13 protein-coding genes are annotated in these 14,412 nt (G+C 62.6%); 10 read left to right on the top strand and 3 right to left on the bottom strand.

Going from position 1 to position 14,412, the window contains the following annotated elements; all coding sequences use genetic code 11:
- Positions 1–93 precede the first annotated feature (93 nt).
- The 8 genes from cpaB to C4J83_RS03190 are packed head-to-tail and all read left to right on the top strand — an operon-like array spanning position 94 to position 7,506.
- The gene (gene cpaB, locus C4J83_RS03225; protein ID WP_124416336.1) at positions 94–1,020 is read left to right on the top strand and encodes a Flp pilus assembly protein CpaB; all 927 of its coding nucleotides are present in this window, start codon (positions 94–96) and stop codon (positions 1,018–1,020) included.
- A 15-nt stretch (positions 1,021–1,035) separates the two neighbouring features.
- On the top strand, positions 1,036–2,256 hold the full coding sequence (locus C4J83_RS03220) for a type II and III secretion system protein family protein (protein WP_124416335.1): 1,221 nt from the start codon (positions 1,036–1,038) through the stop codon (positions 2,254–2,256).
- Positions 2,253–3,446, top strand: coding sequence for a CpaE/TadZ family protein (locus tag C4J83_RS03215; protein WP_124416334.1), 1,194 nt, complete (start codon positions 2,253–2,255; stop codon positions 3,444–3,446). Before C4J83_RS03220 ends, C4J83_RS03215 begins: the two co-directional genes overlap by 4 nt.
- Entirely contained in the window at positions 3,443–4,711 is a 1,269-nt protein-coding gene (locus C4J83_RS03210; protein WP_106577721.1) for a TadA family conjugal transfer-associated ATPase, read from the top strand. The genes C4J83_RS03215 and C4J83_RS03210 overlap by 4 nt, the downstream gene beginning before the upstream one ends.
- Positions 4,712–4,724: 13 nt before the next feature.
- Positions 4,725–5,606, top strand: coding sequence for a type II secretion system F family protein (locus tag C4J83_RS03205; protein ID WP_106577720.1), 882 nt, complete (start codon positions 4,725–4,727; stop codon positions 5,604–5,606).
- A gap of 1 nt (position 5,607) precedes the next feature.
- Positions 5,608–6,501: a type II secretion system F family protein gene (locus C4J83_RS03200; protein ID WP_124416333.1), complete on the top strand. Its 894-nt coding sequence runs from the start codon at positions 5,608–5,610 to the stop codon at positions 6,499–6,501.
- A gap of 10 nt (positions 6,502–6,511) precedes the next feature.
- Positions 6,512–7,234, top strand: a complete 723-nt coding sequence (locus tag C4J83_RS03195; RefSeq protein ID WP_124416332.1) for a tetratricopeptide repeat protein — start codon at positions 6,512–6,514, stop codon at positions 7,232–7,234.
- Positions 7,235–7,236: 2 nt separating this feature from the next.
- Positions 7,237–7,506, top strand: coding sequence for a DUF3613 domain-containing protein (locus C4J83_RS03190; protein WP_119737773.1), 270 nt, complete (start codon positions 7,237–7,239; stop codon positions 7,504–7,506).
- 142 nt (positions 7,507–7,648) lie between these two features.
- On the opposite strand, the gene C4J83_RS03185 is transcribed toward C4J83_RS03190, so the two are convergent.
- Both C4J83_RS03185 and C4J83_RS03180 read right to left on the bottom strand, forming a co-directional pair.
- Positions 7,649–8,431 (bottom strand): response regulator transcription factor, encoded by a 783-nt coding sequence (locus C4J83_RS03185; protein WP_124416331.1) that lies wholly within the window; start codon positions 8,429–8,431, stop codon positions 7,649–7,651.
- Between the two features lie 126 nt (positions 8,432–8,557).
- Positions 8,558–9,031 (bottom strand): prepilin peptidase, encoded by a 474-nt coding sequence (locus C4J83_RS03180; RefSeq protein ID WP_124416330.1) that lies wholly within the window; start codon positions 9,029–9,031, stop codon positions 8,558–8,560.
- Positions 9,032–9,103: 72 nt separating this feature from the next.
- Here C4J83_RS03180 and C4J83_RS03175 point away from each other — a divergent pair, with 72 nt between their 5' ends.
- Complete coding sequence (locus tag C4J83_RS03175) at positions 9,104–9,544, top strand: TadE/TadG family type IV pilus assembly protein (protein ID WP_106577714.1); 441 nt, start codon at positions 9,104–9,106, stop codon at positions 9,542–9,544.
- Positions 9,541–12,273, top strand: a complete 2,733-nt coding sequence (locus C4J83_RS03170) for a PAS domain-containing sensor histidine kinase (protein WP_124416329.1) — start codon at positions 9,541–9,543, stop codon at positions 12,271–12,273. Before C4J83_RS03175 ends, C4J83_RS03170 begins: the two co-directional genes overlap by 4 nt.
- Here the strand turns inward: C4J83_RS03170 and C4J83_RS03165 are convergent.
- Complete coding sequence (locus tag C4J83_RS03165) at positions 12,270–14,246, bottom strand: pilus assembly protein TadG-related protein (protein WP_124416328.1); 1,977 nt, start codon at positions 14,244–14,246, stop codon at positions 12,270–12,272. The two genes, C4J83_RS03170 and C4J83_RS03165, sit on opposite strands and share 4 nt — an antisense overlap.
- Positions 14,247–14,412 lie beyond the last annotated feature (166 nt).

Raw genomic sequence — 14,412 nt, 5'->3', positions numbered from 1 at the left:
CGAAATAGTTAGTCAGCTGTTCATAGCAGCCGGTTGCGTGATTGGCCTGTTCGGATAGACGGGCTGTGGTGCAACAGGAAAGGGAGAGCCGTCGTGAACACACGTCTGAGTATGATACTGGCCGGCGTGCTTTTGGTCGGCGCACTGTTTGCCGGTTATTGGGGATTGGTGCTCAGTCGTGAACCTGCCCCGGCGCCGCCGCCGCCACCCCAGACCGCGCCGGTCGAAAAAGCCGTCGCCGTGGTGGAAGACCAGACCCGCCAGCCGGTGGTCGTGCTGGCCCACGATGTCCCCCCCTTTGTCGCCTTGAATGCCGCCGACCTCAGTGTAGAAAAACTGCGCACGGTGCCCGCTGGCAGCATGACCAGTGTCGACCAGGCCATTGGCCGCACGCCCTGGCGCGCGTTGCAGGCCGGCACCTGGCTCAACGAAGAAAGCTTCACGCCTGGCGGGCCTTTGGCGCGCATGATCCGCCCCGACGAACGCGCCCTGGCGGTGGCCGTTGATGAAGTGATCGGCGCAGCCGGGCAGTTGAGTCCCGGCGACTACGTGGACGTGTTGCTCTATCTGCGCCAGGACACCGCCAACCTTGAACAGTCTGCCCAAGTGGTCGTCCCCGCCATGCGCTTGCTCAGCGTCGGCGACCAAATGGGCCTGACCAACGACGGCACTCCCGCCTCCCCGCCTGCGATGACCGCCGAAGAAAAAGCCCAACGCCGCGCGCCCTCGCGCACGGTTGTGCTGGCAGTGCCCGAGCAACTGTTGAGCCGGCTGATGCTCGCCTCCCAGGCCGGCACGTTGCGCCTGGCCGTGCGCAGTGCCGACGAACGCTTGCTGAGCCAGTACTGGGCCGGTGAAAGCGACGCACCGGGCAAGCTACAAAGCGCCAACCGCGACCTCTATCAGTTCACGCAACTGGCCTTTGCCCAAGCCCCGAAAAAAGTCGCCCAGAGCGCTCCGCACCGCGCCGGTGTGGAGGTGATTCGCGGCAACCAAGCAACCCAACAAACGCCTGATTGAACAAGGATGCTGTGCATGAGCCGACGTTTCGCACCGGTGTTCACGCTGAAAATTGCCTGTGCCCTGCTGCTGTCGAACCTGTCGGTGGGCGGGGCCGTGGCCGCCGCCGGCAACTGCAGTAGCTTGGGCCAATTACCCGCAGCCCTTTCGGTGGGCGAAGGCCTGCAACAGGAGCTGCAATCACCGGTGGCGATCACGCGCCTGGCCATCGGCGACCCGAAAATCGCCGACGTGCACCTCAACGGCGATCGCGGTTTCCTGCTGACCGGCATCGCCTCCGGCACCACCAGCCTGATGGTCTGGACCGCCTGCTCCAACACGCCGCGCCAGAGCATGGTGTTCGTCAAAGGCAAGGCCACAGCGGCGCTGACCAGCCTGTCACTGGCACCCGCGGATGACCCCTCGCTGCCCAGCCAAGTGCAGACCGACATCCGCTTTGTCGAGGTCAGCCGCACCAAACTCAAGGAAGCCAGCACCAAGATCCTGGGCATGGGCAAGAACTTTTTCCTCGGCAGCCCCAACCTGTTATTTCCCACGCCCAGCACCTTCAAGCTGCCGGTGAGCGCTGACCAGTTCAACATCGGCTTTGGCGGCGGGCGTGTCTCGGCGATGATCAACGCCCTGGAAAGCAGCGGTTTTGCCTACACCCTGGCACGCCCAAGCCTGGTGGCCATGAGCGGGCAAAGCGCGACCTTCCTCGCCGGTGGCGAGATCCCGATCCCGGTGCCCAGCAGTGGCAGTGACACCATCTCCATCGAGTACAAAGAGTTCGGCATTCGCCTGACCCTGACCCCCACCGTCATCGACCGCAACCGGATTTCCCTCAAGGTGGCACCGGAAGTCAGCGAGCTGGACTACACCAACGCCGTGGTCATTCAAAACATCCAGGTACCGGCGCTGACCATCCGCCGCACCGACACCAGCGTGTCCCTGGCCGATGGCGAAAGCTTCGTGATCAGCGGCCTGATCAGCAGCAACAACACCACCAACATCAGCAAGTTTCCGGGCCTGGGTGACATCCCGATCCTGGGCGCGTTCTTTCGCGATTCCTCGGTCAACCGCCAGGACAAAGAGCTGCTGATGATCGTCACGCCGCACCTGGTTCAGCCGCTGGCCGCCAACGCTCAGCTGCCGTCGTTGCCTGGCGAGAACCTGCGCAACTACGACCCGAACTGGTACCGCCTGTACTTCCTGGAAAACGGTAATTTCGACCGCAACAATGGGTTGTCACAATGAGCGATAGCCTGAGCCAGACCTTTCTGGCAATCACCCGCAACACCACTGACCTTGAGTGGCTGCAGGGCGCGCTGGCACCGCTTGGCCAAGTGGTCAGTGCCGGCAGCGGCACGCTGGACGAGTTACTGGCGCTGGTCGATGTGACCTTCGCCAACCTGGTGTTTGTCGGCCTCGACCGCGAGCATGTGGTGGCCCAGAGCGCGCTGATCGAAGGCGCGCTGGAAGCCAAGCCGATGCTGGCCATCGTCGCCCTCGGTGACGGCATGGACAACCAGTTGGTGCTTAATGCGATGCGCGCCGGGGCGCGGGATTTTGTCGCCTATGGCTCACGCTCCAGCGAGGTGGCCGGGCTGGTGCGCCGCCTGAGTAAACGCCTGCCGCCCGTGACCACCAACACCCAACTGGGCGGCCTCACGGTGCTGTACGGCACTCAAAGCAATGCCGACGGCGCCTTGCTCGCAGGTCACTTGGCGCTGGTTGTACAAAAGAGCGGCCAGCAAACCCTGCTGCTGGACCTGGGCCTGCCACGCGGTGACAGCCTGGCGCTGCTGGGGCTGGAAAGCTCGTTCAATTTTGGCGATGCCCTGCGCCACCTGCGGCGGCTGGACGCGACCTTGATCAACAGCGCCTTCACCTCTGCCGAGGACGGCCTGCGCATCCTCGCCTACGCCACCAACGATGAGCCCCTGGAACAGACCAGCGCCGCCGAGCTGTACATGCTGCTCAGCGCCCTGCGCCAGCACTTCCAGCACATCGTGGTCAACCTCGCCGGCCAGCAGGACAGCGAAGCGCTGCGCACCTTTGTCAGCCACTGCGACAAGCTGCTGTGGTGCACCGATCAAAGCGTGCTCGACTGCCGTCGCAACCTCGCGATACTCAACCAGTGGCGCGAAAAAGGCATGAAACTGGAGCACGCCAAGCTGCTGGTCGATCGCTATATCAAAAGCTGCGCGCCCGATTCCGAGGCGCTGGGAAAGAGCTTCGGGCTGGAGGTAATCGCCGTGTTGCCATTGAGTCCGGAAGTACGCCTGAATGCGAAAAACCAGGGCCAGACCTTGTTCGCACTGGCCCCGCGGGAACCGCTGACCCTTGGCCTGAAAACCCTGGGCGAACGCCTGGCAAAACGCTCCGAAGGCATGAAAAAACCATCTCATAACTGGCTTGACCGCCTGTTGGGCACCGGCAAATGAACGGCGAAAAACTCTTCGGCGCCCCCGCTCGCGGCATCGGTGGCAACACCGACCACGATGGGCTCAAGTTGGTGCTGCATCGGTACATCATCGATGCCATCGAAGAGTCGGGCAAGAATCTGCTGGAAGGCTCACGCCCGCTGCTGGCGCAATTTGTCATCGACAAAGTGGCCGAATACATCAACCGCATGCACCTGGCGATCTCGCGTTATGAAATGGAGCGCCTGGCCGAAGAAATCGTCGATGAACTGACCGGTTTCGGCCCACTGGAAGTACTGCTGCGCGACCCGTCGGTGACGGAAATCCTGGTCAACGGCCCCCACCGGGTGTTTATCGAGCGTGACGGTTTGCTGCATCAAAGTGACCTGCGCTTTATCGACTCGCACCACGTGGAGCGCGTCATGCAGCGCATCCTCGCGCCTCTGGGCCGGCGTCTGGACGAGTCGTCGCCCATGGTGGATGCGCGCCTGCCCGATGGCAGCCGGGTCAACGCGATCATCCCGCCGATTGCCCTGGACGGGCCGTGCCTGTCGATTCGGAAATTTCGCAAGGACATGCTCAAGAGCAGCGACCTGGTGGCCATGCAGACCATCGACCAGAATATCTTCGACTTCTTCCAGGAAGCGGTGGGCAAGCGCTGCAACATCCTGATCAGCGGCGGCACCGGCACCGGTAAAACCACGCTGCTGAATATTCTCAGTCAGCTGATCAACCCGCATGAACGGCTCGTCACCATCGAAGACGTGGCCGAACTGCAACTGGGTCACCCTCACGTCGTGCGCCTGGAAACCCGCCCGCCGAACGCCGAGGGCCATGGTGAGGTGAAAGCCAGCGACCTGATCCGCAACGCCCTGCGGATGCGCCCCGACCGCATCATTCTGGGTGAGATTCGCGGCGTGGAAGTGCTTGATGTACTGACCGCCATGAACACCGGCCACGACGGTTCCATGAGTACCGTGCACGCCAACAACGCGGCAGACGCGTTGCTGCGCCTGGAAACCCTGGTGGGCTTGACCGGCCGTGTGGTGGCCGAGAAAACCCTGCGACAAATGATCTGTGCGGCGCTGGACGTGGTGATTCAACTGACCCGCCTGCCGGACGGCCGCCGTTGCGTCAGCGAAGTGGTCGAGGTGGTGGGCATCCGTGAAGACGTGTACGTGACCAACACTCTGTTCCGCCATGACCGGCGCACCGGCTTCGGCTTCCTGCGCGAGGCGGTCAACCCGGCCGGTGAAAAACTGCGCCGCGAACCGTTACTGCCTTGAAGAGGACGCAAGCATGACCGGGGCCATCCTGCTGCTCATCTGCCTGATTCTGATCGGCCTGTCGATTCGCTCCTTCCAGATCGGTTTGCGCCGCGCCCAGACCGAACGCGTGCTCGGCCGCCTCGCCGAAGGCCAGCCGCAGCTCGTCGAAGAGAACAGCCAGTGGAGCGGCGTGGAGCGCATGTTCCTGCGCGCAGGCCTGGGCAAACCCAGTGACAACCTCGGCCTGTGGCTGGCGATCTGGGCGCTGGGCGCAGTCCTGGGCCTGCTGGTTGCCGGCTGGATCGGTCTGTTGGTGATGTTGGTGTTGCCGCTGCTGTTACTGCGCCTGTACATCGCCTGGCGCTATCAACGGCGGATCAAGCGCATGATCGAACAACTGCCGCAATTGCTCGACCACACCGTGCGCAGCCTCAAGGCCGGGCGAACCCTGGCCGACGCGGTGCTGGGCGGCATCGAGATTACCGAAGACCCGCTGCAACAAGCCATGGGCCGTATCCGGCGCAACGTGCAACTGGGCGTGAGCCTGCCGGAATCGGCCCACGACTTTGCCGAATTCTACGAGCGCGATGAGTTTCGCCTGTTCGCGCTGGGTTTGAAGGTCAACCACCGCTATGGCGGCAACGCCAGCGAGCTCTTGGAAAACCTGATCAAGATGATCCGCGAACGTGAGCAAGCTGCCCGCCAGCTGCGCGCGTTGACCGGCGAAACGCGGGTCACGGCCTATGTGCTCACGGCCCTGCCGATCTCGATGATCGGCTACTTCCTGGCGGTGAATCCCGCGTACCTGATGACCATGTGGAACGACGGCACCGGGCGCATTCTGTTGTTCGTGGCGCTGGTGATGCAGTTGTTGGGCTGCTTCACCTTGTGGCGCATGTTGCGGAGCGTATGAGATGGCGATTGCACTGCTGATCAGCGCTGTACTGTTCATCGCCGCCCTCGGGTTGGTACTGGCCAACCTGATAAAACACCGACGCGGCCAGCGCCTGGTTGCTCAACGTTTGCAGGGCCAGATGGCGCGCGAACACACGTTCGGCACGCTGATGCGCCAGCTGGGTAGCAGCCCGCTCGCGCAACGCTCGGTGAGCCTGGACAACGAAACCCAGATCCTGCTCAACCGCGTCGGTTGGCGCAAAGCCAACCAGCGCTCGATGTTCGCCGCCTTCCAGGTCGGTACGCCGTTGCTGCTGTTGATCATTACCCTGGTGGTCCAGGAGGTGATGTACCCCGCGATCGGCTCGCCGTGGCTGGCGCCGTTGCTGGCGCTCGGCATCGGTTATCTGTTGCCCAAGCGCATTCTGGCCAGGGCCGCCAAGGCGCGCCAGCAACGCATCTCCCGCGAGGTATCCACCTTCATTCCGCTGCTGCGCATCCTGTTCGAATCCGGCATGGCGGTTGAACAAGCGCTGCGCGTGCTGAGCATTGAAGCGCAACGCCTGTTGCCGGCGCTGACCCATGAGTTGCGCTTGATCCTGACACGGGTCGACTCGGGCCTTGAGCTGAGCGAGGAGCTGGGCAAGACCGCTCGGCTGCTGGCCGTGGATGAATTCACCGACACCTGCACCATCCTCCAGCAGCTGGTTCAGCAAGGCGGCGGCGCGATGAAATCGCTGCTGTCGCTCAAGCAATTGCTCGACGACCGACGCCTCACGCGGATCCAGGAATTCGTCTCGAAGATGTCGGCAAAAATGTCCGTGGTGATGATGGTGTTTTTGTTTCCCGCCTTGCTGATCGTGCTCGGGGGGCCCGCCTTTATTGGCATCACCCGGGCCTTGAGTAACTTATGAGGAGCGCCCGATGAAAGCCTTGATAGCCGGTTTGAGCCTGTTGCTGCTGAGTGGCTGCGCCACCAATGGCCAAACCCCGTGGGGCGCGTTTACCGGCACCGGCAGTTGCCCCAAGCCCAGTTCCGATCAGGAGCTGTCGCTGAACCTGGCCGATGAAATGGCCGGCGACGGCAAGCTGCACGCCAGCCTCGCCAACCTGCAAAGCTTGCCGGCCAATCTGCCCCAGGTGCGTCTGCGCCAGGCCAAGGCCTATCGCCTGCTCGGGCGCAGCGAAGCCGAGCCGTTGTACCGCAGCCTGATCGGCACCTGCATGGCCGCCGAAGGCGAACACGGCCTGGGGCAGATCGCTTCGGCCAAGGGCGATAACGGGCAAGCAATGGCCCACTTGCAACGCGCCGCCCGGCTGGCGCCCACCGACGAGAAAATCCGCAATGACCTGGGCGTGGTGTACCTCAATCAACTGCGCCTGGAAGACGCACGCTTTGAATTCATGACCGCCATGGAACTCAAGCAAAGCGACCCGCTGGCGGCGGTCAACCTGGTGACGCTATTGATTTATCAGGACAACTGGAAGCAGGCCGCGCAACTGGTCAGCCAGATGGGCTTGAGCCCCGAGCAAGTTACTGAGGCCCAGGCCCGCGCCGAGAAACTCAAAGGCTCAGGCACGCCCGTCGCCAAAGCCAAGGATCAAGTCGCCGCCGTCAGTGATGCCGCAAGCACCCCGAGGAATTGATGATGAAAACACCTTATCTCGCCAGCCTGGCCATGCTCGTGTTGCCCTTCAGCGCCATGGCCATCGAGCCCGGCCCGTCGTCGCCGCAGCAGGCCTTGACCGAGCAATGGCTGACGCTGCAGGTCACGGGCAGCGCGGCGTCGCAAACACCTCAGAAGGCTTCTGCGGCCGAACGTGACAAGGCGCACCAGCGTTTACTGGACAGCTACAAGTATCCGATTCCGGAATATTTCGATCAGAAGGTGGGGGGCAAAACTCAAGGGAGTAATTGAGAAAAAACCTGCCAGGTCTCCATCAACAAGTGGGAGCGGGCTTGCCCGCGATGACGGTGTGTCAGCTAATACAGCCGTGACTGATCCACCGCCATCGCGGGCAAGCCCGCTCCCACATTTTGACCGAGTTTAAACGGGCAGATCAGTGCGCCGTCACTCGCTGGCGCAGCGCTGAATTATTTGGCGATAACGCCAATGCCAATTGCGTGCGGTTGTGCATGTGCGTCAGGCGCAGCACTTGGGACACGTACAGCTTCACCGTGTTTTCAGTGATGCCCAATTCGCAGGCAATCTGATAGTTGGTCTGCCCCTTCCCCACCAGCCGTGCGACATCCAATTGGCGTGGCGACAACTGGTTGAAGATCGCCGGGATTTCCACCGGCCCGGCATCCTCGGGCGACACCTCGTCGCTTTCCCGCCCAGGCCGGCTGCTGCGCACTTTATCGAGGTCCTGATACAGATCGTTGATGGACTCGGAAAGAAACTGCAGTTTCTGGTTCAAGTTACCCAGCTGCAGGTCCTTTTTGCGCTCTTGCAGCGCGGCTTCCTGGCGCTGCAAGCCTTCGAGCAACTCGTGCAGGTTGATCGGTTTCTGGTAGTAGTCCGCGATGCCTGCGCGCAGGGCCTTGATCACGTCCTGCTTGTCGGCACGACCGGTCAACATAATGGCTTCGAACGCGCGCTGCTTACCGGCGATTTTTTGCAGGGCCTGCACCAACTCGATGCCATCCATCTCCGGCATATGCAGGTCGCACAGCACCAGGCCGATGTCGGCATCTTCGCTGAAACGCTTCAGGGCCTGTTGGCTGGATTCACATGGGACGCAGCGGTAACCGCTGCTTTCAAGAAATTCACAGAGCTCTTCCACGATCAGCGGCTGATCATCGACAACGAGCACTTTTACCGCAGAGGTAAGCTTGTTCACGCGCTACTCCATGCATTTCAAGCCAAAAGATTGACCATCCCTTTACGACACATATTCCCGTACATCTACTCATTAAACGTAGACGCACTTTCTGACTATGTACATAGCGTTAATACCCCCTGACGACTAATGGATCCAAAACCACGCAACACTAAAACTCACCAGTAAAAACGGGGCGAATGGCTGCTTTTTTGACACACCGGGCGCCAGATAGCCCATGTGCTTTTTAAGATGTTGATTCATATGCGGCCAAAGCGTTGGCGCAAGGATCAGCCAGACTAAGTTGGCGACTGCCGCCCCTACAAACGACCACAGCAAGTACTTCGCATCCGACACCAGCGCCAATGCTGCAAGCAGCTTTACGTCCCCCGCGCCCAGACGACCGACGGCGTAGCCAGGCAAGGTCAGCAGCAGCGCCAGAAAAAACGCCAACAGCCCCTGCCCGGTCGATGCCCCCAGCCACGTGGTGCCCGTCCAGAACAGATAGATCATCGCCAACAAGGCAACGCCCAGCGTCAGACGATTGGCGAGTAACCGCTGCCGAACATCCTGCGCTGCACACAGCACCAACCACACCATCACCACTGCGCCATGGATCACGTAAAAAACATCCCTTTTTGCCGATTGATTCTATGCTGATATCAAGTAGTAGCCGTCAGGGTAGACGCGGTGATGAAAACAAGCCTCCCGGATAAGCAAAAAGGCGCGGCAGCAATCGAATTCATTGCTGTGTTCGTGATTTTTTTCGCCGTGTTCTACGGCATGGTCAGCTATAGCCTGCCGCTGCTGTTGTTGCAGTCGTTCAACCAGGCGACGGCAGAAGCCGTGCGTCTGAGCGTGGCGCTGGACCCCAACATGCAGGGCTACGCCGCCGCCGTGCAAAACACCGCCAAAACCGCAGTCGCCAACCGTTTGCTGTGGATCCCGCCCGCCTACAAATTCGACGCCGCCACGCAAGTCACCACCACCTTCAACAGCGGCTTGTTGTTAGTGAAGATCAACTACCCCACAGCCAACCTGCAGGCGGTAATGCCGTTTATTGTCCTGCCCGGCATCGGCACCGTACCGCAGCTGCCGACGACGCTGCAGGCCACCTCGAGCCTGCAGTTTTGACCTCGGGGGACAAACTCTTCGGGCGCCTGCTCGGCCGAAGCAGCGCGCTGGCCCTGGACACGCCTGCGCCGCCGGCCGCCGGGCTGCACCTGTGGTTGGACGCGCACGGCCGCGTGCTCGAAATCAGCGGTGCACTGCGTCCACATCTGGCGCAGTACACGGGTTCACCGCCCCTCCTGGACCTGTTGTGTGCCCACAGCGCGAGGGTGGTAGAAGGCGTTCCTGCCGATTGGCAGCGCCACAGCCTCGACCTGGATTTTCGCGGCGTCGCCGGGCAAGTCCTGCAAACGCGAGGCACGATTGAAGCCCAGGATAACGGCTGGCTGCTGCATGCCGTGGACATCGGCGATTTGCTCAATGGCCGGCACCTGGCAGAGCAGCGCGAACAGAATCAGCAATTGGCCAGCCTTGTGAGTGAACACCTGAGTGTGTGCAGCCTCAGCCGGCTGCCCGACGTGTTCAACGAACAGCTGGCCTGCGTGGCGCAACGTTGGCGCATCCCGTGCGTGGCCCTCGCGCTGCTCGATCAAGAGGACCAGGACTGGGTGATCTACAGCCAGTACGCCAACCATGATGCGCCCCTGTTCTGGCACGACGGGCAGCGCCTCGGCACCTGCCTGGACAGCCTCAACGGCACTGCCCCGCTGAGTTTGCAGGCACCTTATGGACGCGGAGAACACCCGCGGTTGCACAGCGTATTCGGCAATGCCGACGGGTTTCTGGTGCCGTATCGCGATGGCCAGGGCGTGGCCGCGTGGTTACTGTGCGGCGCGTACAACGGCCAGCCGCACATGCGCGACCGCGATTGGCTGAACCTCGCCGCCGCCCTCGCCGCGCCGCTGCTCGGCCGCCTGCGCGAGCAACGCCACCACCAACAATTGGAGCGCCTGGAAGCCCTGCAAGGCCTGCTGGGCACCGGCTGGTTCGAGTTGCTGCCGGCCAGTTCTGAAATCCAACTCGCGCCGCAATTGATGCGCAACATCGGCTCAGAGCAAGCCCAAACCCGGCAAGCCCTCGACACCTGGCTGGCGTTCATCCACCCCGCCGACCGGGAGGAACTGCACAGCCGCCTGCGCGACCTGCAGACCCTGGGCAAGCCGTTGCTCGCCAGCGTACGCCTCAACCGTGGCGACAGCGCCCAACCGCCGACCTGGTATCGAGTGCAGGGCCAAGTGCTGGGCGTGGGTGAGCAACGCCGCTGGGTCGGGTTCATGCTCGACATCAGCGACATCAAGAACCAGCAGGTGCAAGCCGATGCCGCCCATGCTCGCCTGGATAACCTGATTGCCAGCTCACCGGCGGTGATCTACGTGCAGCGCTACGTGAACGGCGCTCTGCTGCCGGTGTTTTTCAGTGACAGCCTGCTGCCGTTGCTGGGCCGCACCCTGGCCGAGTGCAGCCACGACAGCCTGGTGCAATGGGTGCATCCCGACGACCGCGACCTGTACTTTCAGCGCACGCGCCAACTGCTGCGCGAAGGCAGCGTACGCAGTCGTTACCGTGTGCAGGACACACACGGCGATTACCACTGGCTGCTCGACGAAGCCAAATTGCTGCGCGACGACCTGGGCCTGCCGGTGGAAGCGATTGGCCTGTGGCTGGACGTCACCGACGCGACCTTGGCCGCGCAACAGGTCAAGGACAGCGAGGAGCGTTACCGAATTCTGGTCGAAGACTCCCCGGCGATGATCTGCCGCTACCGCCCGGACCTGACCCTGACCTTCGGCAACACGCCATTGGCCAACTACCTCGAATGCCGGCCCGCGCAGTTGCGCGGGCTGAACCTGGGCGACTGGCTCTCAGCCGAACAGCGCGAGGCGTTTGTGCAGCGTATCGGGCAGTTGACCCCGGAGTTTCCAGTCAGCACCGCCGAAATCAGCCTGCAACTGCCCGGGCGCGAACACGCCTGGTGGGTCTGGTCGGACCGCGGCGTGTTCGATGAGCACGGTGCCCTGGTCGAGGTGCAGGCCGTGGGCCGCGACAACACCGAAGTGCGTCGCTCGCAGCAGCAACTGACGCAAAGCGCAAAAATGGCCACCCTCGGCGAAATGGCCACCGGCCTGGCCCATGAAATCAACCAGCCGCTGAACGTGATGCGCATGGCCGTCGTCAATGTGCTCAAGCGCCTGGGCAATGGCGACGTGCAGGTCGATTACCTCACTGAAAAACTCCAGCGCATCGATGCCCAGGTTCAACGTGCAGCCCGGGTGGTGGACCATATGCGCGTGTTTGGCCGCCGCTCGGAGGTCGAGCAGCAACCGTTCGACCCGGCGCAGGCGGTTGAGGGCACCCTGTCGCTGCTCAGTGAAGGCCTGCGCGGCAAAGGCGTGGAAGTTCGCCTGACCCAGGCGGACGTTCCCGTGCAGGTCCAAGGCTACGTCGACCAGCTTGAACAGGTGCTGATCAACCTGATGGTCAACGCCCGCGATGCCCTGCTGGGCCAGCGCGAAAAAAACCCTGAGCTGCGCCCGTGGATTGCCGTGCACACCGAACACGATAGCCGCCACGTGCGCATCTGGGTCGAGGACAACGGCGGGGGCATTGACCCGCGCTTGCTCGAGCGGATCTTCGAACCGTTCTTCACCACCAAGCCGATCGGCGTGGGCACTGGGTTGGGCCTGTCGGTGAGCTACGGCATCGTTGAAAACATGGGCGGACGCCTCAGCGTCAGCAATGGCGAACACGGCGCGCGGTTTTGTGTGGAACTGCCCAGGGCCACCGACGCTTAAATCACCAGGTAGGCCTCGCCGGTCTGGCCGCAGGTCAGGTTGGCGCCCACGTTCACATTCGTCAGGCTGATGCCCAACATGTTCAACAGGTTGTTGAGGATCGGGTTGAGCAGCGGCCCCAGCAGGCTGTCCACCACCGGGGTGACGATGGCGCTGACGCCGCCGAGCAGCGACACGACGCTTGCCGCCAGCGCGCCCAACGGGTTACTGCCGACCGGCTGGTACGCCGTAATGCCTACGCCATTAAGCGTGGTCGACAGGCTGCTGACCACATTGGTTGCCGGCGCGGCAGCCTGATAGGTCGGGGTGAGGCCCACGTTAGGTGGCGTGGCGAACGGCGCAGTACTGGAGAACACCAGGGTCTGATTGCTCGCCGCAATCGGGCTTAGCACCTTGATCGCGACGCCACCGCCGGCGAACGGTACACGGGTACCGCAAGTGCCGATTCCGAGGATTTCATGGCAGGTCTTGGTGCCGATATCGATCAGCGCCAAAGGCGCCACGGTCATCGGCAAGGTGCTGGAAAACGCATTGGTGATAGCGCCCACATTCAGCGACGCCAGCGAGGTGGTGGTGTAGGCCGTCAGGCTCTTGGTGCCAGCGCTGCCCGTCGGGCAACTGTAGGCCGTGACATAGCTGCTGGCGCCGCCGGCATCCAGCACGATATTGAGCGGCAGGTTGCCCGGCAACGCCAGCAGGTCCAGTTGTTGGCAGCCGGCCCCCAGCAAACACAGCGCCGAGTTGATCGTGCTCACCAGGTTCAGGCTCAACAGGCTGTTGATCACCGGCGTCAGCGGCCCCACCAGGTTATTCACAGCCGTGGTGAGCCCCGACAAACTGCTCAGCACCGGCAGGCTGACCGTCACCTCGGTGCGCACCTGGGCGGTGCGCACATAAATCGCATTCGGCCCCAGGGGGTTGGCCGCGGCCAACGCCGGGTCGCCAATCGCCGAGAGTTGCGGCGGCTCGATCACTTTGACCTGCGTGGTGATATTGGCCAGCCCCAGCAGGCTGACGGGCAAAGTCGCGGCAGCCGCACTCTGGCTGTTGGACAGCTGCACCACGCCCTGAATCAGCTGGAACACCTGCAGGTTGGCATTCAGCGCGGCGGCGGTAGTGCCCGTCTGCAACTGCAGGATCTGCCCGAGGGTCAGCGGGGCCTGGTTGATGGCGGCGATTTTCAAGCTGCCCAGGGCCGTCAGTACATCCGCCGTCGCGCCGTTGGCGGTGAGCACCGTGATTGCGGCCTGGATCAACTGCGAGGCGGTCACGTTGGTGTTGAGCAGTTGGGTGTAGTTACCTGCGGTCACGCCCAGGTTGATCGCCAGTTGGTCGAGGTAACTGAGCAGGCTGATATTGGTATTGAGCAAGCCATTCCAGCCGGCGAGTGTCAGGTTGAGGTTGCCGCCGAGCAAGCCGCTGAACAAGGGGTTCAACAGGCTTGCGCTGGCGGTGTTGACGCTGGCCAACGTGCTGTTGATGGTCAGTTGGGCCAAGGATGGCGTGGGCTTGGCCGCCACCGCCGTGGCTGACAGGACCGTGTTGAGGCTGACCGGGTTGCCGGAAAACAGGGCCCACACGCCGCCGGCCACGCTGGTCGTGACGGTTTTGCTGGCCACTACCTGAATGGCTGACGACAGCGCGGGGTTTGCGCTGAACGTGCGCTGGCCCGAGGCGCCAGTGGTGACGGAGCCACAGCGGGTCACCAGGGTGTTGCCGTTGCCCACCACGAAATAATTGCGCGCCACGCTTTGCCCGGCGTAGGCCGCCGCACTCAACCCTGCCAGGCAGGTGCCATTGCGGCTGACAGCTTCCAGCGCTGCCGTGTCCGCCACGCCTTGCAACTTGCGCTTTTCCAGGTACAAACGGCCGCTGTCGATCACCAGCAAGGTAAACGCCAACACCACCGCCAATACGCCGGCGGCCATCAAGCCAATGGCGCCGCGCTGCTTGCAATGAAATCGGGGAGACATCGAGCACTCCTGTGCCGGCGAGTCGCCGAGCGCTTACTCTCCTGGGGTGTCTTTGAGTGTAGACAAGGGCTGAGGGATGCGCTGACTCAAGGCTGCAGGAGATCCAATGTGGGAGCGGGCTTGCCCGCGATGGCGGTGGGTCGGTCACAGCATTATTGACTGACAC

This window comes from Pseudomonas sp. LBUM920 (genome assembly GCF_003852315.1).
Lineage (GTDB): Bacteria > Pseudomonadota > Gammaproteobacteria > Pseudomonadales > Pseudomonadaceae > Aquipseudomonas.
Note: the sequence above shows the minus strand (reverse complement) of the source record. Positions and strands in the feature narration are given on the sequence as shown.